Here is an 18,011-nt window from a genome sequence, read left to right on the forward strand (position 1 = left end):
GCACCTCTGCGCAAATTTCGCGAACCGCGTGCGCAGCAAAGCTGCACACCCTACGGTCCGCATTTGCCCCAGGCCCCAGGGGCGTCCCACACCTGCCGGTGACATAGCGAAAACAACCCCAACCTGAATAGCCGGAAGGGGCGTTTTGATGACGCTGTCACCGTTAGCCGTTGGGCGGGGTGAGGCTGGCCAGCCTTTAGCGGCACACCAGCACGGGAATCGTGCTGTGGGTCAGGACCCGCTGGGTCTGGCTGCCGATCAGCATGGCGCGCACGCCTTTGCGGCCGTGCGAGGCCATGACGATCAGGTCGCACATCTGGTCCCGCGCGGTCCGTATGATCGCTTCGTACGGCTCGTCGGCTTCTGCCAGCATGATATTGCACGCAACCGAGGCTTCCTGCGCCATCTGGGCGATCGGCACCAGGAATTCCTGAGCCCGCGCGTCGCGGTTGCGCCGGTAGGTTTCGTGTACCTGTTCGGTCACGACCGGTTCGTACGTGAACAGGTGCAGCGGCGGTACCACGTGCACGGCGGTGACGCGTGCGCCGATCTGCGCTGCAAAGCGCATGCAGGAGCGTGCCGCGGCAAGGGAAGCGTCCGAGCCATCGGTTGGCAACAAGATGTGTTGGAACACGGTAGCCATCCTTCTCAGGTAAAGCCAGCTACCAGTGTGCGCCCGATCCCATCCCGGTCCGTTTGATCATCGTCAAAAGTGCAGGGGCTCTGCCGCGCCGGGAACTAAGCCTATCCCATCAGCGTCACACTACTGTCCGGTGTCCAGACGCGGAGGGTACCAGCATGAAGCATGTCGTGATTTACTATTCGCAGACGGGGAATAACAAGCAGCTTGCGCATGACTTGCAAAGGCGCCTGGACTGCGACTGCGTCGAGGTGCGGGAAACGCGCAAGCGGACGCGCTTCACGACGCTGCTCGACATTCTTCTCGATCGCAAGCCTGGCGTGACCTGGCCGGGCTGCGACTTCAGCGCGTACAGCAAGGCGGTGCTGGTGGCGCCCATCTGGGCCGGCAGGATCGCGACCCCGCTCGCGTCCTTCATTGCGCGCGAAAAGGACAATTTGCCCGACTTCGCCTTCCTGTCGCTGTGCGCGGGGCTACGCGGGCAGCCGTGCCAGATCGCGCATGAGCTGATGCATTTGACGGGCAGGACGCCGGAACTGGTCGAGCAGCTCAACGTCAACGACCTGCTGCCGCCCGAGCGCCGCAACAAGGGACGTCACGCTTTGGCGTACCGGGCAAGCGCGCGCGAATTGCTCATGTATGAGGGCGAGATCGAGCACTTCCTGCGCTTGCTCGAACCGGCGCGGGTGATCAGCGGAACACCATCACAGGCATGTTGGCACAGGCCAGCAGCTTCTGCGCTTCGCTCGCCGGGAGCACCTGCGTAGCGCTGCACTCGCCGTCGCACGCGATAAAGATCGCGTCGCACTCGAATTCGGCTGCCGCCTGCAGGATTTGCTCGCAGGGGGCATACGCCAGCGCGATGCTGCACTGGCAAGGAATGTCGGCGTCCTGGCAGCGGTCGAGAAAGGCCGTCAGCCGGTGTTCGGCCAGCGTCATCGGGTCCGCCACGTCCGGCGCGGGCAGGTCGCACGTCCCTGGATGTGTCACCGACAGGACTACCACCGAGCCGCCGGCGCGGCGCGCACATTCGATGGCGGCGTCCTCCGCCGGCTTCGTCAGGTCCGAGCCGCAGATCGGCACCAGGATAGTCTTGAACATCATCTCGGCACGGCCTCCTAATGCGCCATCAACACCGGCACCGTCATGTTTTCCAATACCGTCTTGGTTACGCCGCCCACGATCAGTTCGCGGAACCGCGTGTGGCCGTAGGCACCCATGACGAGCAGGCTGGCCTGGCGATCGGCGGCCAGCGAGAGCAGGGCATTGCCCGTGTCGATGGCGCGGGGCAGGGCCTCAACCGTGGCGTTGATGCCATGGCGGCCCAGCCAGGCGAGCATGTCGGCCCCCTGCAGCGCGAGGTCGACCTGTATGCCAGGGTTAAATTGCACGACCAGCACGGCGGATGCGCGGCGCAGCAGCGGCAGCGCCTGGGCCAGGGCGCGCGTGGCCGCCAGGCTGCCATCCCACGCCACCAGCGCCTTGCCGTCCAATCGGCCATGCTCGCCAGCATGCGGCACCAGCAGAACCGGGCGCGCGGTGCCTAGCACCACGTATTCCGGCAGGCCGCGGGTGCCGTCGGTATCCGGTTGCTTCGGGTCGGTCTGGCTGAGCACGATCAGGTCCGCAAAGCGCGACAGCCGGACCAGCGCGCCTTCCGCATCGTCGGCGACCGTCCGCGGTTCGAACGAGCGTACCCCGGCGGCGCGCACGAGCGTGACGAATTGCTCGGCCCCCTGGCGGGCAACTTCATCCATGCGCTGGAGATAGCCGGTGACCACCGATTGCTCGATGTCCAGGCCCGCCTCCTGATACAAAAAGCGCGACACGCCCGTGACCGCGGCGCCGATCAGGTGCGCGTCTTCGCTGTTGGCCAGCGCGGCCGCAAACCGGATCCTGCCAGGCGCGTGCTCCGAGCGGTCGGCATGCACCAGGATGGTCTTATACGACATCACGCATTCCCCTTGTGCAGGTTTCCTATGTGATTCTTGCGTCTGTCGACTATGTGCCTGTGCCGCCTCCTGTGTTTGATCTGGCTCATTCGCGCCGCATCAGCGGCCACGGCATCGATCGCGGGTCATCGGTAGACCAGCACCGGAATATCGCCGTGGACCAGCACCTTCTGGGTCTCGCTGCCCAGCAGCACACCCTTGATGCCCGCCCGGCCATGCGAGGCCATGACGATCAGGTCGCATTTGCGCTCCTTGGCCACCTGCAGGATCGCTTCATACGGATTGTCCGACGTGACCTGGACGGTATCGCATGGTACGCCGGCGGTGCGGGCGGCGTCGGTGACGACGGCCAGATATTGCTGAGCCCGCTTGTCGACCGCGGCCTTGAACGCTTCCTCCGTGTCTTCGAGCATTTCCAGTTTGTAGGTGAAGGTGTGGAATTCCGGTTTGACAGTCAGGCCGATCACCTGCGCCCCGAGCTCCCTGGCGAAGCTGACGCCGGCCAGCACCGCGCGTTCGGACAGGTCCGAGCCGTCGGTTGGTAACAGAATCTGCGTGAACATTGTGCACTCCTCGTTACAGTTCGGCCTATTACTCGCGGCCGGTTTTCAGCCTCTTACCTGCACGGGCCCGTGATCGTCACAATGGTCCCCATGCGGATGATGCAGGCGTCCGTTGACCAGGTAGTCGACATGGTCGCCGTGCGGAACCTGTTCATGTCCGCAGCCCGGACCGTGCACATGGTTTTGCACATGCCCCTCCTGGGTCGGCGCCTCCCGCTCGGGATTGGTGGCATTGACTGCCAGCGCATGCTCATCGATATGATCGCCATGGACGTGGTGCAAGTGCCCGTCATGCAGATAATCGGTGTGGCCCTCGTGATCGATCGCCGTATGTCCGCAGCCAGGGCCATGGACGTGGCTGTGGTTCGGATGCGTCTTGTGGTCTTCCATGATATTCCTCCAAACTGGTGCGCCCGTTAGCTTAGAGTGTCGTCTTCGCAAAAAAACATGCCGAAAAATGCTCGCATTGACTGCCTGCTGAGAGGGCGCAAGCAAACTGGAGGACTAGGGAACCAAGGGCCGACTGGCCCCTGCCATCGGCGGCCGCGGTCCTCTGGCACTCAGAGGAAAAACAGCGGATTCTTCGTCACGGCGACCGCGACGATGTAGCCGAACGTGGCGATGGCGCCGACAAAGGCCGCGGCGCGGATGAGCATGGTGCGGCCGTACTTGAGCGCGACCGCGCCCAGCAGGATGTAGGCGGCCAGCGCGACGAGCTTGGCGGTCAGCCAGGGCTGCTGCCCGGGATACTGGTGGCTCCAGGCGACCAGCCCGATCGCCGACGCCAGCAGGAGCGAGTCGACGATGTGCGGCGCCGTCTTGACCCAGCGCCGCTGCAGCAGTGGTGAACTCGCCAGCATCCATTGGCCGCGCACCAAAAAGAAGCCGCCGGACAGGGCGGCGCAGGTCATGTGAAAGTGTTTGAGCAGCAGGTAGTCCATCATCCGAATGAGATCAGGTGCCGGCTGCGCGGGAAGCACGCTGGCCAGCGATATGCCATCGAGTTCCGTAAGTATGCACCAGTCGCCCGCCCGTGCATGTGCTTGGGAACTCAAACGGGCGACGGCGTTCAGCGGCGGATGCGTTAGCCTTTGATGGTGAAGTCGATCACGATCTCGTTGGGCTCCCTGTCGACGTAGGCGATTTCCAACCGCGGGCCGAAGTGATTGCGCAGCTGGGTCAGCAGCGGCAGCGGGTCGTGGTCGTTCAGGAAGCGCATGGTTTCGCCCGGCGTGAGCGCTTCGAGCGCGCCGAAGACGGCAGCGTGCCGGAAGCGGCGTGCCACGCCGCGCGCGTCGAAGGTGTGGACGTCGGCGGCGTGCCCGGAAGTGGCGCAGATGCAGTCGTTTGACATGATGAGTCCTCTTGAGGCTATGTTGGCGGAAAGCCGGCCCGAGGGCCGGCGCGTGACGTCGATCAGGCTTCGGTGGCTGCCGGCGCTTGCGAAGCGGCGACCGCGGCCTCTTTCGGCGCCCCGCCGCGCAGCAGGCGCAGCGCGAACAGGGCGAGGAACAGGGTGCCGAGTGCGAACACCACGTCGCCAGGCACGCGCAGCCACACCATGTTCTCCATGAACGGCGAGTGGATCACCTCAGGCGAGCGGGCGAACCACATGCCCTTGCTGATGCTGGCCACGGCCTGGTAGATGCCGGCCGGGACCAGCGACATGAACACCATCATCGCAAGACCAATGTTCAGCAACCAGAACATCGGCTTGAGGAGCGCGTCCGACCATGCCAGGCGGCTGGACAGGCCGCGCAGGCAGAACAGCATCAGCCCGATGCCGAGCATGCCGTACACGCCGAACAGCGCGGCGTGGCCGTGCGCGGCGGTCATGTTCAGGCCCTGCATGTAGTACAGCGCGATCGGGGTGTTGATCGTGAAGCCGAGCAGGCCCGCGCCGACCATGTTCCAGAAGCCGACGGCAATGAACGACATGATCGCCCACTTGTAGGTCTGCACCCACGGCGCGGCTTTCGAGCGCTGGTAGTTGCGCCAGGCTTCGACGCCGATCATCGCCAGCGGCACCACTTCGAGCGCGGAGAACATGGCGCCGATCGCGATGACCGAGGTCGGGGTGCCGGTCCAATACAGGTGGTGCAGCGTGCCGAGGATGCCGCCGAACAGGAACACGATGGTCTCGAGCACGATGGCGCTGTTGGCGGTCGCGGCGCGGATCAAGCCAAGGCGTGAGAACAACAGTGCGATGACGGCGGTGGCGAACACCTCGAAGAAGCCTTCGACCCACAGGTGCACCAGCCACCAGCGCCAGTACTCGATCATCGAGTAGTGCGTGGTGCGGCCCCAGGTCAGCGAGGTCGCGTAAAAGCCCCCGATGCACAACGCGGCCAGGAACACCATCGCGATCAGGCCGCGGCTTTCGGAAGGTTTGGTGAGCGCCGGCCATAGGCCGCGGCCGAGCAGGAACGCCCAGAACAGCAGGCCGACGAACAGCAGGTACTGCCAGATGCGGCCCATGTTGGTGAACTCCAGGCCCTGGCTGCCGAGCCAGAAGCTAAATTCTGTGCCCTGGTGCTGCAGGGTGCCCAGCCAGCCGCAGGCAGTCGAGCCCACCACGATGAGCAGCAGCGCGTAGAACAGCACGTTCACGCCGAGTTTTTGATACTTCGGTTCGTAGCCAGAGATGGCGGGCGCGATGTACAGGCCGGTGGCCAGCCAGGCGGTGGCGATCCACAGCACGGCGAACTGGGTATGGATGGTACGGCTGACGATGAACGGCAGGATGTCGGCCAGCGGGAAGCCGAAGAAGCTGTGGCCTTCGACCGAGTAGTGGGCGGTGATCACACCCATGCCGACCTGCGCCAGGATCAGGCCGACAACGACCATGAAGTACTTCCTGGTGGCCTTCGTCGACGGCGTCGCCTTCAGCGTGAACAGCGGATCCGCTTTGGGCGGCGTGGGGTCGGCCTCTTCCTTGTGCGCGCCGTGGTAGAAGATCATGCCGGCGATCGCACCGATCATCAGGATCACCGAGGCGATCGACCAGACGCCGGTGCCGGCGCTCGGGCTGTTACCGGCCAGCGGCTCGTGCGGCCAGTTGCTGGTGTATGAGAGACCCGCCTGGCCCGGACGGTCGGCCGCCGCGGCCCAGGAAGACCAGAAGAAGAAGCCGGCCAGCGCGTCGCGCTCGTCCGTCCGCGGCAGCGAGCCGGCGTTCATCGCATACTGTTCGCGCAGCTTGTCCAGCTGCGGATCGGTACCGAACAGGCCGATGTAGTGCTGCGCCACCGCGCGCACCGCTTGCGCACGGATGCTTGAAATGGCCAGCACGCCGGTATTCTCGTCGTAGGTGTTGGTGCGCAGTTCCTCCTTAACCAGCGTGTCGACCTGGCCCCGAAGCGGAGCGGGCAGGGCGACATAGGCAGCGCCATGGTCGCGCCGCGCGAACAGCTCCTGCAGCGCCAGCGCCTCGCGGTGCAGCCAGTCGGCCGACCAGTCGGGCGCGACGTAGCTGCCGTGGCCCCAGACCGTGCCCAGTTGCTGGCCGCCGGCCGACATCCAGGCTTGCTGGCCCAGCGTGACCTGCTCGCCAGTGAACAATACGTCGCCTTTGGTGCTGATTACTTGTTTCGGGATCGGCGGTGCGGTCAGGTAGATCTCCTTGCCGACCCATCCGAGGATGGAGAACGAGATCACGCAGATGACCGCAAGCCAGGTCCAGAGTTTGCGTGTGGCATGCATGGCATTTCCCTTCTTGTTTGTGGGGGGCTGCTGAGTCATTAAGATGCATTCTATGCGCACCTTTTCAAACAAGCAAACAAAATACAGCTTTTTATTGACCGGGGTTTTGTTTTTTAAAGTCAGGTGGCGAAAAGATGTAGAATTTGTGTCTGTTTATCGCCGCATGTCCTGCATACCTTGACGCGCCATGAGACTGACCTCTTACACCGACTACGCACTGCGCACCTTGATGTATCTGGCGCTTAACCGCGATCGTCTCATCACGATCGGCGACATCGCTCAGGCCCACGACATCGCCAAGAACCACCTGACCAAGGTGGTGCATCAACTGGGCACGCTTGGTTTCATCGAAACCGTGCGTGGCCGCAGCGGCGGCCTGCGCCTGGGCCGAGAGCCGGCAGACATCCGGATCGGCGAGGTCGTGCGCCAGACCGAGAGCGACTTCTACATGGCCTCGTGCTTCGACGCTAATGCGCCCGGCTGCCTGTACGCCGCCGGCTGCGAGCTGCGTGGGGCGATGGCGCGCGCGACCAACGCCTTCCTCGAAGTGCTCGACAACCTCACGCTGGAGCAGATGGTGGCGCGCGATCCGCAGATGCCCGGGGGCGCTGGCGTACAACCCGTGCAACTGCATTTCAAGCGCACTGCCGCCTGAGGCGGGCAGGGGCAGGAATCCACCGCTCGCCCGTTTCCGACTGTCTACGATGCGTCAATCTGGCGGACATCTTAGGTGCCGCCGGTTCGGCTTGCATATGATGTAGGTCAAATTTTCCAGAGATTGTGAATGCACGCGACAGTCGGACACTTTCGTCCACCCGATTGTTGCCATAGTTCGTGCTTACCGCTTAAGATGCCTGAAAAATGCATGTTAATGGGAGCCGTAATGCAGCTGCATACGATCGAAGAACCAGAAGATTCGCACGCTGGCGCGCGGCTGGCCTGGCTGGCGCTGGGCTTCCGCCCGTTCTACCTGCTGGCTGCGGCCTTCGCCGCGATCAGCATTCCGGCATGGGTCGCCAGCTACTACGGCGTGGCGGGGCCGTTCCGGGTAGGGCTGGCATGGCACGCCCACGAGATGCTGTTCGGTTTCGTGGTGGCAGTGGTGATCGGCTTCCTGTACACGGCGGGACGGACCTGGACCGGTTTGTGGACGCCGCGCGACGCGCAGCTTGGCGCCATCGCCGCGCTCTGGATCGCGGGCAGGGTAGCGATGTTTTCCGCGCCAGCCCTGGTGGCGGCCGTGGTTGACCTGGCTTTTCTGCCGGTGGCCGCTTGGCCGCTGTATCGTGTTCTCAAACAGGCCGGGAACAAGCGCAACATGTTCCTGGTCGGCCTGCTTGGCCTGCTCACGGCGGCCAACGCTGTGTATCACGCCAGTGCGTTGGGATGGATCGACATCGCGCCGGCGCGGCCCGTGTACGCCGCGATCATCGTGGTGGTCATCATCGAGACGGCCATCGGCGGCCGGGTGATCCCGATGTTCACCACCAATGCGACCGGCGTCAAGACCGTGATGAACCCGCGCATCGACAAGCTGGCGCTCGCGTTCACCGTTGCGGCGGGTCTTGCCTGGGTGTTTGAACTGCCCGCGGCGCTTACCGCGCTGCTGGCACTGGGCGCCGCTGCCGCGCAGGGCGTGCGGCTGGCCGGCTGGAAGCCGTTCTGCAGCTTGCGTAAGCCGCTGCTGTGGATCCTGCACCTGTCGTATGCGTGGATTCCGTTCGGCTTCCTGCTGCTGGCGCTGGCGGCGTATGGACTGGTGCCGCAGTCCGCCGCGATCCACGTGCTGGCCGTGGGCGCACTCGCGGGCCTGATCCTGGGCATGATCACCCGCACGGCGCTTGGCCATACAGGACGGCCGCTGGCCGCCGGGCCCAAGGAAACGGCGATGTATTTGCTGATCCAGCTCGGCGTGGTTCTGCGGCTGGTGGCTGCGCTCGCGCCAGGTAGCGCACGCGATGTCGCGCTGGTGGCCGCGACAGTCTGCTGGAGCGCGGCATTCGTGCTGTATGTGGTCGTCTACGGCCCTTATCTCTGCCGGCCGCGCATCGACGGGCGCGAAGGATAACCGCGTGTCGCTTCATTGAGCGGCGGCATTTGCCGCCGCCAAGCTCTCAAGCGCGCGGGCGCTGGCGGTGGAACACCAGCGGGCTGTATGGCACTGCCGATGGCGGCGGCGAGTTGAGGATGCCAGGCTTCATCGCGCCAACCACGTGCATTTCGCACGGCTTGCAGTCAAAGCGCAGCGTGTAGCGCTCGTTGCCGCTCACCAGCGTCATCGGCTCGGCCTTCACCTGGCCCTGCACGCCCTGGACGCCCTTGGCCTGTTTAGGACACAGGTTGAACGAGAAGCGCAGGCAGTGCTTGGTGATCATCAGCGACACCTCGCCCGGCTCCTCGTGCGCCTCATACGCCGCATCGATCAGTTGCACGCCGTGCTTGTGGTAGAACGCGCGCGCCTTTTCGTTGTAGACATTGGCCAGGTAGCTCAGCTGGGTCTCCGGATACGACGGGCGGGGCTCGGACGGCGCCTTGCGCTGCGGGCGCTGCCACGCAGCCAGCCGCTTCGCCTCATGCGCCGCAAGCGCATCGCGGCGCAGCGCGTTGATCGCGCCAGCCGGCACGAACCATGGCTGCGACAGTTGCAGTGCGATCGTGCCTGCCTCGAACATCGTGTTGCCGAGCTTGCCCAGGCTGGTGCGCAGGGCCGCCTCGGCCTGCGCTGCCTGCTGCGCGGGCACCAAAGCCAGCACCGCGTCGGTCACGCTGGTGATGCCGTCCTCGTCGCAGACCGTCAGGCGCAAGCCGTCCTGGTGTTCGCTGAGCACGATGTCGACGTGCACCTTGCGCTCGGCCGATTTCTTGTTCAGCGCCCCTTCCCACTGATGATCGCGATTGCGGTGGATTTCGGTGCCGACTTTTAAGCCGGGCAGGGTGGACAGGTGTTCATTCGGGAACACACGCCAGCGCTGGCCTTCATCGCTCTCGCCCAGTTTCTCGACCCGGTTGGCCTGGATGCCCACCGTGGTGCGCTTGTTCATGTAGTTCAGGCCGTCGCCATTGGCCATCGCCGCATTGGTGGCCAAGTCGAAATGGTCGGTGCCGATGCGCTCGACCGTACCCAGCTGCAGACCGACGTATTTGGGCGAATCGAAGGCGCCGATGTCCGGCTGCCGGCCCTGCGCAAAGTAGTCGGTGTGGCCGCGGTGGAAATTCTTGTCGACGTCGGGGGTGAACAGCACGCGGGTGCGGCCGCTGGCGGCGCGGGTGAATTCGGGACGGCGGTCGAGGATTTCGTCCAGCAACAGCCGGTAGTGGGCCGTGATGTTCTTGACGTAGCCCATGTCCTTGTAGCGCCCCTCGATCTTGAACGAGCGGATGCCGGCATCGACCAGGGCCTCCAGGTTGCGGCTCTGGTCGTTGTCCTTCATCGACAACAGGTGTTTTTCGTAGGCGACGACCCGGCCCTGGCCGTCAGACAGGGTGTACGGCAGGCGGCAGGCCTGCGAGCAATCGCCGCGGTTGGCGCTGCGGCCGGTGTCCGCGTGCGAGATGTAGCACTGGCCGGAAAATGCCACGCACAGCGCGCCATGGATGAAGTATTCGAGCGGCGTGTCGACGACGTCGTGGATCTTGCGGATCTGCTCCAGGCTGAGCTCACGGGCCAGCACCAGTTGGGAAAAGCCCACGGCGCCGAGGAAGCGCGCCTTGTCGACGGTTCGGATGTCGCACTGGGTGCTGGCGTGCAGCTGGATCGGGGGCAGGTCCATTTCCAGCAGGCCCATGTCCTGGACGATCAGGGCGTCCACGCCGGCGTCGTACAGCTGCCAGATTTGCTTGCGCGCCGCATCCAGTTCGGCGTCATGCAGGATTGTGTTGAGCGTCACGAAAATACGCGCGCGGTAGCGGTGCGCGAATTCGACCAGGGCCGCGATGTCCTCGATCGAATTGCTGGCGTTGTGGCGCGCGCCAAACGCGGGGCCGCCGATGTAGACCGCATCGGCGCCATGGAGGATGGCTTCGCGGCCGATCTCGGCGGTTTTGGCGGGCGAGAGCAGTTCGAGCTGGTGATCAAGGAGTGACATGGCGAATTCCTGGCAAACGAAGGCGGAAATTATAGCCAGATCAAGGCCTTATGTCATTTCTGTGTATGCGCCGTGGCAAGCCGCTGGATGAGCTCCGGGGTGATCACACCCGAATGCGCAGTCACCGTGCCGTCGGCGTTGTACCAGTAACTGCGCGGCATTTCGCCATGCCATTTCGGGTCGATGGCGTAACGCAGCTGTTCGGCGGGCGCCGCCCCGAATGCCCAGCGTTCGGCCTGCACGCCTGTCGCCTTGAGCTTGTGGTCAATGTAGGTAGCTGCCTGCGCATCATCAAAGCGGTCGGTGGCGATGGAAACCACGTCCAGCTTGCGTTTGCGCTGGGCGTTGGCCAGCGCCTTGAAGCTCGGCGCGCAATAGTCGCAATCGAGAGACCAGAGCACGACCACGAAGGGTTTGCCAGCATGACTCGCCACGATCTGGCGAAGGCTGTCCTGCTCGAACGGCCGCAACGGCTCGCTCGCGGCCGCCGCGTGCAATGCCGCGCACGCGGACAACGCGAACATCCAGCGCTTCATGGCTCCTCCGTGCTGACGGGCACGACCTGGATACCATCACTTTGGGTGCGCCAGACGAGTGCGATCCTGGAGCTTGATGCGACCAGGCGCGGCTGGTCGGAGTCGCCGGTGGTGCGCGCCAAGGCCTGTTCGCGCCACGTCAGCCCTCCATCGCTCGACACCCGGGCGCGGATCGCGGTGGCGTTGCCGTCGAACTCCTTCCACGCCACCACTACTTGCTTGCCCGCTACCGCCACATCGGCGTGCGACGCTTGCACCGAACCCAGCATCACGGGTTTGGCCAGCGTGCCGGCCCGGTCGGCACGCGCGTAGAACGCGCCGCCGCCTTCTTCCTTGCCGCTGAACCAGACCTGATGCCGTGTGCCATCCGGCGCAAACGCAAGCGATGGACCGGCGTGCGGGCAGGCGTCGATGCGCCAGTCGTCGAAGGTGGCGCGGTGCATCGGGGTGGCGACGCCGGCCACGCCCAGTTCGGCCACCGCGTGGTCGCGGATGTTCGGGGCAAAGACGTGGCGCCACATCGCCACCGGTTTGCCGTCGGCATTGATGGCCAGGCCGATGCGGCAGCACTCGCAGGAATGGTCGGCGATCTGGTAGTCGCCCTTGAAGCTTTTGCCGCCGTCGCTGGACACCGCGTAATACACGCCCGAGCCGGCATACGATTGTTTGCGCGCCTTGGCTGCCGCCGCGCCGCGCCCGTCGATCCAGCTGACATAGATGCGGCCTGCCGGGTCGACGGCGATGGATTCGAAGCTGTGGGTGATGACGTCGCGGTTGGCGTGCACCGTGATCGGGGCGGAGAAGTTGTGGCCTCCATCAAGCGAACGCACGAAGCGGATATCGCCGACGTGGGGCGGGGCGACCGGCTTGGTGTAGGTGATGTACAGCTCGCCCTTGGGGCCGAGCGCGACATGCGGGCGCGCTTCGCCATTGGCGGCTACAGGTTCCGATGCATGCTGTACCGGCTTTGGCTCAGACCAGGTCTTGCCCATGTCCGGTGAACTGCGCAGGACGACGAACGGCTTGTTGTCGATGGTCTCTTTTGTGACCACCCAAAGGCGGCCGCTATTGTCGAGCGCCGCCCCGGTCGCCAGCTCGGACGACTTGTGATGTCCGCCGCCATGCCCGGCCGTCTCATGGGCACTGCAAGGATTCGCGACCGCCGCGAAGCACGTTGCCACGAGTAGCGCGCCGAGATTGGCGCCGATTGCTTGAATCGATGTTGTCATGATCTGCTGGGTATTCCGGTCTTAAAAGTCGTAACGCAACTCGGCAAACAGCGTGCGCTGCGGAAATGGATGGAACAGGAAATAGCTCTTGTTGTTCAAATTGTCGATGCCGGCCGCCGCGCTCCAGTAGCGGTCCAGTTTATAGCGTACCCGGGCATCCATCACGAAGTAGCTTTGAAAACCTTGATAGGTCGCCGGATTGATGTCCGTATTATCTACCGTTGCATACTGGCGGGTGCTGTACCGGGCGGCAAGCGTGTAGGTCCACCGGTCACTGGGCCGGTAGGTCGCCATCGCGGTGGCCCGCCATTCGGGAACGTAGGGCGTGCGCTTGCCGATTGAGGTGGCGCCCGGCATGGTCGGCACGTAGCCACTGTTTTGCTTGATCCGTGCATCGACATAGGTGACGCTGCCGTTCAGATCCAGGCCCTGGACAAGGACGCTCCTCTGTTCTGCCACCAGTTCCACGCCACGTTGTCGCGTCTTGTCGACGTTCTGCACGAACGACACTGGCACGGCCACGCCCGGCAGGGTCGAGGTTTGCGAGATAAGTGCATTCGATACATGCTCCTCGAAGAAGCTGACGCGCAGCCTGCCGGTGCTGCTCTTGCACTCGACCGCCAATTCGGCGCTGTGCACGTCCTCCGGCTTGAGGAAGGGATTGGCCTGCGTGAAGGTCTGGCCCGTCTGGATGTTCTGGTACAGCTCGCCAACTGTCGGGAAGCGCAGTGCCCGGCCGTACGAACCTCGTACGTTCCAGCCTGGCGTGGCCTGCCAGGTGATCGACAGTTTGGGCGAGAAGCCGTTGCGCTCGACGTCCGGCTGGGTGAGCGGAAAACTGGTTCCGTTCGAGGCCGTCGCGAGGTTGAAGCCATCGTAGGCACGCCACCATTCGTAGCGGCCGCCGATCGTGGCCAGAATCGATGGCGCGATTTGCCACGCATCCTGGATCCACAGCGCGCGGGTGTGGGTCTTGCCACGCGAGTCACTAAACAGCGCACCTTTGTCGCTGCGGACCCAGTCGGACGTGTTATAGACGGGGCTGGCGAGGAAGTAGTGATCGTCATGCACGCCGAAGCTGACCGCGTGGCGGGCTGCGTCGCTCGGCTGGTCCCAGGTGCCATTGAGATCGACAGTATTCCAGCGTGTTCCAGCGGCGTCGGCAATGCGCCCCGGCCCGCCATGTTGTGCATCGGGATAGGGACCGGTGGAAGTACGGGTAAGATCGGTTTGGTAGTTGAACCAGGTGGCGACGGCTTCCCAGTTCCAGGGACCCTCGTGACGGGTCTTGGCCGAGAGCGCCTGCATCCAGTGTTCCTGTTTGGTGCTGTTGCTCGAAAAAGGGGACGAGATCGTACCTGCGCTGTACGCCTTGCCGCCGATGTTCACCGTGCCCGAGCCGCCAAAATAGGGGGCGGCTGCCGATGTGGACAGGTAAGACTGCGAACCCGCCTGCGCCGTGTTTTGCCAGGTGCCGAGCGTATAGGTGGCCACCAACGAAGGCGAAATGTCATAGGCCAACTTGATCTTCGCTGCGTCTTGCGCCGTGTGCGTCAAGTTGCCCGCGCCAATGACCAGGACCGGCGCGCCAGTGCGGTTGCGGTCCGTAAAGGCGCCCGCGATCACCGGTGCCGTGGCCGCCGCATTCGTGCTCGACTGGTTCACGGTCAGGTAAGTGACGGGCTGGCTGAAACTGCTCAGGTGATTGACGCTGACCCACCACGACAGCTTCCCGGAACGGTTGCCGACATTGACATTGGCCTGCACAGCGGGATACCTGTCGCTGGTGCCGTACTGGCTGAAGCGTTGCGAGGTGCTGCTGAGCCGGGCGCTCCCTTCGAATTTGCGCGGCATCCTGGTGGCGATCTCGGTGACGGCGCCGTACGAGTTGCCGGGAAACGCGGCGGCAAACGGTCCATACAGCACATCGACGCGCTCGATTTCATCCGGCGCGACCATGAACCATTGGGGCGAACCGTTCTGGTTGTTATTGTTGACCAGCGTGGAGAGCAGGATGCCATCGGCGTAGATCAGGCTGCGGGCACTGGCGTTGATGCCGGTCGTGCGGGTGGCCATCGGAGCCTGGGTGTCGCCGATATAGCGGCGGCGGATCAGGACGCTGGGCAGGTACTTGAGCGCGTCTTCGACCGTGACCGCATTGGTGGTCTCGGCAATATCCTCCGCCGTGACGGATTCGCTCGCGACCGGCAATTGGTTACGCTGCGCATAGCCGCGTGTGCCCGATACCAGCACGGAAGGCAGCTCGCCGTCGGGATCCTGTGCGTGCGCCAGCGGTGCGACGCCACTCGCGGTGACGACTGCGAGCAATGGCATCGTCAAAAACCGGGTGGTTGTATTGTTAGACATGTCTGTTCCGAATATCGGATGTGCCGGCGTTCACGGGAGGCCGGCTGATGATCAGGTGCTATCCGCAGCGTACGCGCAGGGGCGTCACGCGCCTTCTACGGCTCGTCTGGATAGCAGCATCTTGACCGCGTGCCGTGGCAAGGGAACGCGGACGTGGTGCCGGATAGTCAGTAGATCCGGCGTTTCAGGCAGCGCTGGGAGGTGCCCGTGACTGTGGGATTGTCCAGCCCTGGATTGGGTGGAACGTCTGCGGGAGAAGTTGTGCCCCGGCTGGGGCATCCGGTAACGCGGGAACAATAGTGGCGAATATTGGCAGCAGGCCGAACGACCCCGCATGCGTCAGGCAATACCCGCAATGATCGAGCTGAAGGCCGTGTTGGTCCGGGCCGGAATCGTGATGGCTGGCCAGGATGGGCGATTCGACGCGCGTGCCCGATGCCGAGCAGATCTCCGCCGCAAACGCAGCGTCGCCTGCCGCCGCGAGGGCGCGCGAGACGGTTGGCATGAGCGACGCCGCCAGGATAGCAAAGCATGCTAGCCAGGCTGACAGAATATGGCGGCGCGAACGAAGTCCCATGCCGTCATGATAACCGGTTATTCAGATCGCTCAGAAGCCATACACATCAACGTGTCGGCACATCCCAACAAACCAAGGGTTCGGAATGAAGGGGTTTGCTATGATGGGCTGGCTGGAATCTGCTCGGCAACGCATTCCATCCGGAGGTTTTCCATGCCACACAAGTTTGCGCTGGCCGTTGCCGGGTTGTTTCCCGTCGCGGCTGGTACGTGGGCCGCTCCGCCTGATCCAGAGACGCCCGCTGCCCAGGCTGCGGGTGCGCAGCCGGTGCCGCAAGTCCAGGTCACGGCCCAGCGCCTGCGCAGTGCGCGCATCGAGTTGTCGCCCAGCGTGGGGACGACCGTCTACACCGTTACTACCCGCATGGTCGATGCATTGGCGCATGGGGAGAACACGCCATTTGACGAGGTCTTGCAGCATCTGCCGGGTGTCTCGCAGGATTCCAAGGCCTCGGGATCGCTGCACGTGCGCGATGAGCATGGCAACGTCCAGTATCGGATCAACGGCGTTCAGCTGCCGGAAGGCCTCAGCGGTTTCGGGCAGTCGATCGACACGCGGCTGGTCGACCAGGTCACGTTCATGACGGGCACGCTGCCCGCCCAGTTCGGCCTGCGCACCGCGGCGGTGATCGACATCCAGACCAAGGAGGGCGGGGAACCGGGCGGGCGCGTCGGCTTGCAGCTTGGTAGCCATAACTATATCGAGCCGAGTGCCGAATTCTTCGGCAGTAGCGGCGACTTCAACTATTACGTTTCCGCGGGCTATCTCAAAAACTTCCTCGGCATCGAGAACCCGCAACCCACGCGCGATGCGCTGCATGACAAGACGTGGCAAGCGAAGACCTTCGGCAGCCTGTCGTATTTTCTTGACCAGGACACGCGCCTGGGCCTGATGTTCGGCACCTACAACGGTCGCTTCGAGATACCGAACAACCCCGGTCAGGAGCCGCAATTTTCGCTCGCCGGCGTCAGCGACGCTGCCGCCGGCACCAGTACCATCGCATCAAGCGACCTGGACGAGCGGCAGCGTGAGGTGAACCGTTTTCTGGTGCTGTCGTACCAAAGGACGATGGGCGAGCTAAGCTTTCAGGCATCGTACTTCCACCAGTATTCCGAGCTGCACTACATGCCCGATCCAATCGGCGACCTGGTTTTTACCGGCGTCGCGTCCGACACTCTGCGTTCGAACAGTGCGAATGGAACCCAGGTCGACCTGAGCTACAAGCTTAATCCGAGTCACACGGTGCGTGGCGGCCTTGCCTACGCCCGGCAGGGAACGCACAGCGGCAACACGGTCAGCGTTTTTCCAACCGGCCCGAACGGCGCGCAAGCATCGGATATACCGTTCACCATCGTGGACAATTCCGGCAAACTTGGGACGCTCACCAGTTTGTACTTGCAGGACGAATGGCGGGTGTCCGCGGAGCTGACGGTCAACTATGGCCTGCGTTACGACCAGGTTGCCGCCTTCATTCACGAGCAACAATGGAGTCCTCGCGTGAACGTGGCTTACAAGCTGTCGCCAGCAACGGCGCTGCACGCCGGCTATTCACGTTACTTTACGCCGCCACCCCAGGAGCTGGCTTCGCAGGAAAGCATCAATCTGTTTGCCCATACCACCAATGCGCCGGAGATTCCTTTTTCGGACCCGGTCAAGGCGGAGCGGACCAGCTACTACGACATCGGCATCACCCACCAGCTCAGTCCAACGCTGACCGTGACGGCCGATGCGTATTACCGGGACATCCGGGACATGCTCGATGAAGGGCAGTTTGGCCGTGCCCTGATCCTGACGCCGTTCAACTACGCCCGGGGCAAGGCGAAAGGGCTGGAATTTTCCGCGATCTACTCCGGCAAGATATGGGGCGCGTACCTGAATGCCGCCCTGGCGAAGGCGCAAGGCAAGAACATCAATTCTGGCCAGGCCTTGTTCAACCCGGACGAACTGGCCTATATCGCGAACCACTTCATCTATGTCGACCATGACCAGCGCTGGACCTGGTCCGGCGGCGGCAATTTCCGGTTTGGCGACTCGCAGTTGAGCATGGATTTCCTTTTCGGCAGCGGCCTGCGGCGCACGCCCGAGGGCGCGCCACCCAACTCCGATGCCTTGCCGTCCTACCTCACGATCAATGCCGCGCTGACTCACAGCTGGCCGCACACCTTGTTGGGCAAGATCGAGGGCAGGGTCGCGCTCATCAACGTGTTCGACAGGACGTACCTGCTGCGCGACGGTTCCGGCGTCGGGGTCGGCGCGCCCCAGTACGGACAGCGTCGAGGATTGTACGTAGGCTTGTCTTCGAGCTTTTGATGACGCACGGTCGTCATTCGGGAAAATGCCGCATTAACCGGCCGCACCCT

At 63.8% G+C, this 18,011-nt stretch carries 17 protein-coding genes; 4 read left to right on the plus strand and 13 right to left on the minus strand.

Annotation, left to right across the window (positions count from 1 at the left end):
- Nucleotides 1-196: 196 nt before the first annotated feature.
- A complete protein-coding gene (locus tag E4O92_RS05355) occupies nt 197-634 on the minus strand; it encodes a universal stress protein (protein WP_135188724.1) in 438 nt (145 codons plus the stop codon).
- 164 nt (nt 635-798) lie between these two features.
- On the opposite strand from E4O92_RS05355, the gene E4O92_RS05360 reads away from it, so the two are divergent.
- Nucleotides 799-1,407, plus strand: a complete 609-nt coding sequence (locus E4O92_RS05360) for a flavodoxin family protein (RefSeq protein WP_135188725.1) — start codon at nt 799-801, stop codon at nt 1,405-1,407.
- On the opposite strand, the gene E4O92_RS05365 is transcribed toward E4O92_RS05360, so the two are convergent.
- The 7 genes from E4O92_RS05365 to E4O92_RS05395 all read right to left on the minus strand — a co-directional run bounded on the left by E4O92_RS05365 (nt 1,331) and on the right by E4O92_RS05395 (nt 6,857).
- A complete protein-coding gene (locus E4O92_RS05365; RefSeq protein WP_135188726.1) occupies nt 1,331-1,744 on the minus strand; it encodes a universal stress protein in 414 nt (137 codons plus the stop codon). The two genes, E4O92_RS05360 and E4O92_RS05365, sit on opposite strands and share 77 nt — an antisense overlap.
- Before the next feature lie 14 nt (nt 1,745-1,758).
- Nucleotides 1,759-2,592 (minus strand): universal stress protein, encoded by an 834-nt coding sequence (locus E4O92_RS05370; protein ID WP_135188727.1) that lies wholly within the window; start codon nt 2,590-2,592, stop codon nt 1,759-1,761.
- 125 nt (nt 2,593-2,717) lie between these two features.
- Nucleotides 2,718-3,155 (minus strand): universal stress protein, encoded by a 438-nt coding sequence (locus tag E4O92_RS05375; protein WP_135188728.1) that lies wholly within the window; start codon nt 3,153-3,155, stop codon nt 2,718-2,720.
- Between the two features lie 45 nt (nt 3,156-3,200).
- The gene (locus E4O92_RS05380) at nt 3,201-3,545 is read right to left on the minus strand and encodes a hypothetical protein (RefSeq protein WP_135188729.1); all 345 of its coding nucleotides are present in this window, start codon (nt 3,543-3,545) and stop codon (nt 3,201-3,203) included.
- 170 nt (nt 3,546-3,715) lie between these two features.
- Nucleotides 3,716-4,210: a SirB2 family protein gene (locus E4O92_RS05385; protein ID WP_229483081.1), complete on the minus strand. Its 495-nt coding sequence runs from the start codon at nt 4,208-4,210 to the stop codon at nt 3,716-3,718.
- A gap of 29 nt (nt 4,211-4,239) precedes the next feature.
- Nucleotides 4,240-4,509 (minus strand): DUF2249 domain-containing protein, encoded by a 270-nt coding sequence (locus tag E4O92_RS05390; protein ID WP_135188730.1) that lies wholly within the window; start codon nt 4,507-4,509, stop codon nt 4,240-4,242.
- A gap of 62 nt (nt 4,510-4,571) precedes the next feature.
- Entirely contained in the window at nt 4,572-6,857 is a 2,286-nt protein-coding gene (locus E4O92_RS05395; RefSeq protein ID WP_135188731.1) for a nitric-oxide reductase large subunit, read from the minus strand.
- Nucleotides 6,858-7,044: 187 nt separating this feature from the next.
- Between E4O92_RS05395 and E4O92_RS05400 the strand changes: the two genes are divergently transcribed.
- Together E4O92_RS05400 and E4O92_RS05405 are read left to right on the plus strand one after the other, a co-directional pair.
- Nucleotides 7,045-7,512: an RrF2 family transcriptional regulator gene (locus E4O92_RS05400; protein WP_135188732.1), complete on the plus strand. Its 468-nt coding sequence runs from the start codon at nt 7,045-7,047 to the stop codon at nt 7,510-7,512.
- A gap of 228 nt (nt 7,513-7,740) precedes the next feature.
- Nucleotides 7,741-8,925, plus strand: a complete 1,185-nt coding sequence (locus tag E4O92_RS05405) for an NnrS family protein (protein WP_135188733.1) — start codon at nt 7,741-7,743, stop codon at nt 8,923-8,925.
- 46 nt (nt 8,926-8,971) lie between these two features.
- Here E4O92_RS05405 and E4O92_RS05410 read toward each other — a convergent pair whose 3' ends face one another.
- The 5 genes from E4O92_RS05410 to E4O92_RS25420 form a co-directional block, all read right to left on the minus strand.
- Nucleotides 8,972-10,942 (minus strand): peptidase U32 family protein, encoded by a 1,971-nt coding sequence (locus tag E4O92_RS05410; protein ID WP_135188734.1) that lies wholly within the window; start codon nt 10,940-10,942, stop codon nt 8,972-8,974.
- A 53-nt stretch (nt 10,943-10,995) separates the two neighbouring features.
- Nucleotides 10,996-11,478: a thioredoxin domain-containing protein gene (locus E4O92_RS05415; RefSeq protein WP_135188735.1), complete on the minus strand. Its 483-nt coding sequence runs from the start codon at nt 11,476-11,478 to the stop codon at nt 10,996-10,998.
- Entirely contained in the window at nt 11,475-12,707 is a 1,233-nt protein-coding gene (locus tag E4O92_RS05420; RefSeq protein WP_135188736.1) for a sialidase family protein, read from the minus strand. Before E4O92_RS05420 ends, E4O92_RS05415 begins: the two co-directional genes overlap by 4 nt.
- 21 nt (nt 12,708-12,728) lie before the next feature.
- A complete protein-coding gene (locus E4O92_RS05425; protein WP_135188737.1) occupies nt 12,729-15,074 on the minus strand; it encodes a TonB-dependent receptor in 2,346 nt (781 codons plus the stop codon).
- A gap of 184 nt (nt 15,075-15,258) precedes the next feature.
- Nucleotides 15,259-15,651 (minus strand): DUF2946 domain-containing protein, encoded by a 393-nt coding sequence (locus tag E4O92_RS25420; protein ID WP_135188738.1) that lies wholly within the window; start codon nt 15,649-15,651, stop codon nt 15,259-15,261.
- A gap of 153 nt (nt 15,652-15,804) precedes the next feature.
- Here E4O92_RS25420 and E4O92_RS05435 point away from each other — a divergent pair, with 153 nt between their 5' ends.
- The gene (locus tag E4O92_RS05435; protein WP_135188739.1) at nt 15,805-17,961 is read left to right on the plus strand and encodes a TonB-dependent receptor; all 2,157 of its coding nucleotides are present in this window, start codon (nt 15,805-15,807) and stop codon (nt 17,959-17,961) included.
- Nucleotides 17,962-18,011 lie beyond the last annotated feature (50 nt).

Origin of the sequence: Massilia horti, assembly GCF_004614195.1 — a bacterium.
Lineage (GTDB): Bacteria > Pseudomonadota > Gammaproteobacteria > Burkholderiales > Burkholderiaceae_D > Telluria > Telluria horti.

What these genes read in the sequence shown, in the direction of transcription:
- E4O92_RS05360 (WP_135188725.1), top strand. Translation starts at nt 799, where the DNA reads ATGAAGCATGTCGTGATTTACTATTCGCAGACGGGGAATAACAAGCAG.
- E4O92_RS05365 (WP_135188726.1), bottom strand. Translation starts at nt 1,744, where the DNA reads ATGATGTTCAAGACTATCCTGGTGCCGATCTGCGGCTCGGACCTGACG.
- E4O92_RS05370 (WP_135188727.1), bottom strand. Translation starts at nt 2,592, where the DNA reads ATGTCGTATAAGACCATCCTGGTGCATGCCGACCGCTCGGAGCACGCG.
- E4O92_RS05375 (WP_135188728.1), bottom strand. Translation starts at nt 3,155, where the DNA reads ATGTTCACGCAGATTCTGTTACCAACCGACGGCTCGGACCTGTCCGAA.
- E4O92_RS05380 (WP_135188729.1), bottom strand. Translation starts at nt 3,545, where the DNA reads ATGGAAGACCACAAGACGCATCCGAACCACAGCCACGTCCATGGCCCT.
- E4O92_RS05390 (WP_135188730.1), bottom strand. Translation starts at nt 4,509, where the DNA reads ATGTCAAACGACTGCATCTGCGCCACTTCCGGGCACGCCGCCGACGTC.
- E4O92_RS05395 (WP_135188731.1), bottom strand. Translation starts at nt 6,857, where the DNA reads ATGCATGCCACACGCAAACTCTGGACCTGGCTTGCGGTCATCTGCGTG.
- E4O92_RS05400 (WP_135188732.1), top strand. Translation starts at nt 7,045, where the DNA reads ATGAGACTGACCTCTTACACCGACTACGCACTGCGCACCTTGATGTAT.
- E4O92_RS05405 (WP_135188733.1), top strand. Translation starts at nt 7,741, where the DNA reads ATGCAGCTGCATACGATCGAAGAACCAGAAGATTCGCACGCTGGCGCG.
- E4O92_RS05410 (WP_135188734.1), bottom strand. Translation starts at nt 10,942, where the DNA reads ATGTCACTCCTTGATCACCAGCTCGAACTGCTCTCGCCCGCCAAAACC.
- E4O92_RS05415 (WP_135188735.1), bottom strand. Translation starts at nt 11,478, where the DNA reads ATGAAGCGCTGGATGTTCGCGTTGTCCGCGTGCGCGGCATTGCACGCG.
- E4O92_RS05420 (WP_135188736.1), bottom strand. Translation starts at nt 12,707, where the DNA reads ATGACAACATCGATTCAAGCAATCGGCGCCAATCTCGGCGCGCTACTC.
- E4O92_RS05425 (WP_135188737.1), bottom strand. Translation starts at nt 15,074, where the DNA reads ATGTCTAACAATACAACCACCCGGTTTTTGACGATGCCATTGCTCGCA.
- E4O92_RS25420 (WP_135188738.1), bottom strand. Translation starts at nt 15,651, where the DNA reads ATGGGACTTCGTTCGCGCCGCCATATTCTGTCAGCCTGGCTAGCATGC.
- E4O92_RS05435 (WP_135188739.1), top strand. Translation starts at nt 15,805, where the DNA reads ATGCCACACAAGTTTGCGCTGGCCGTTGCCGGGTTGTTTCCCGTCGCG.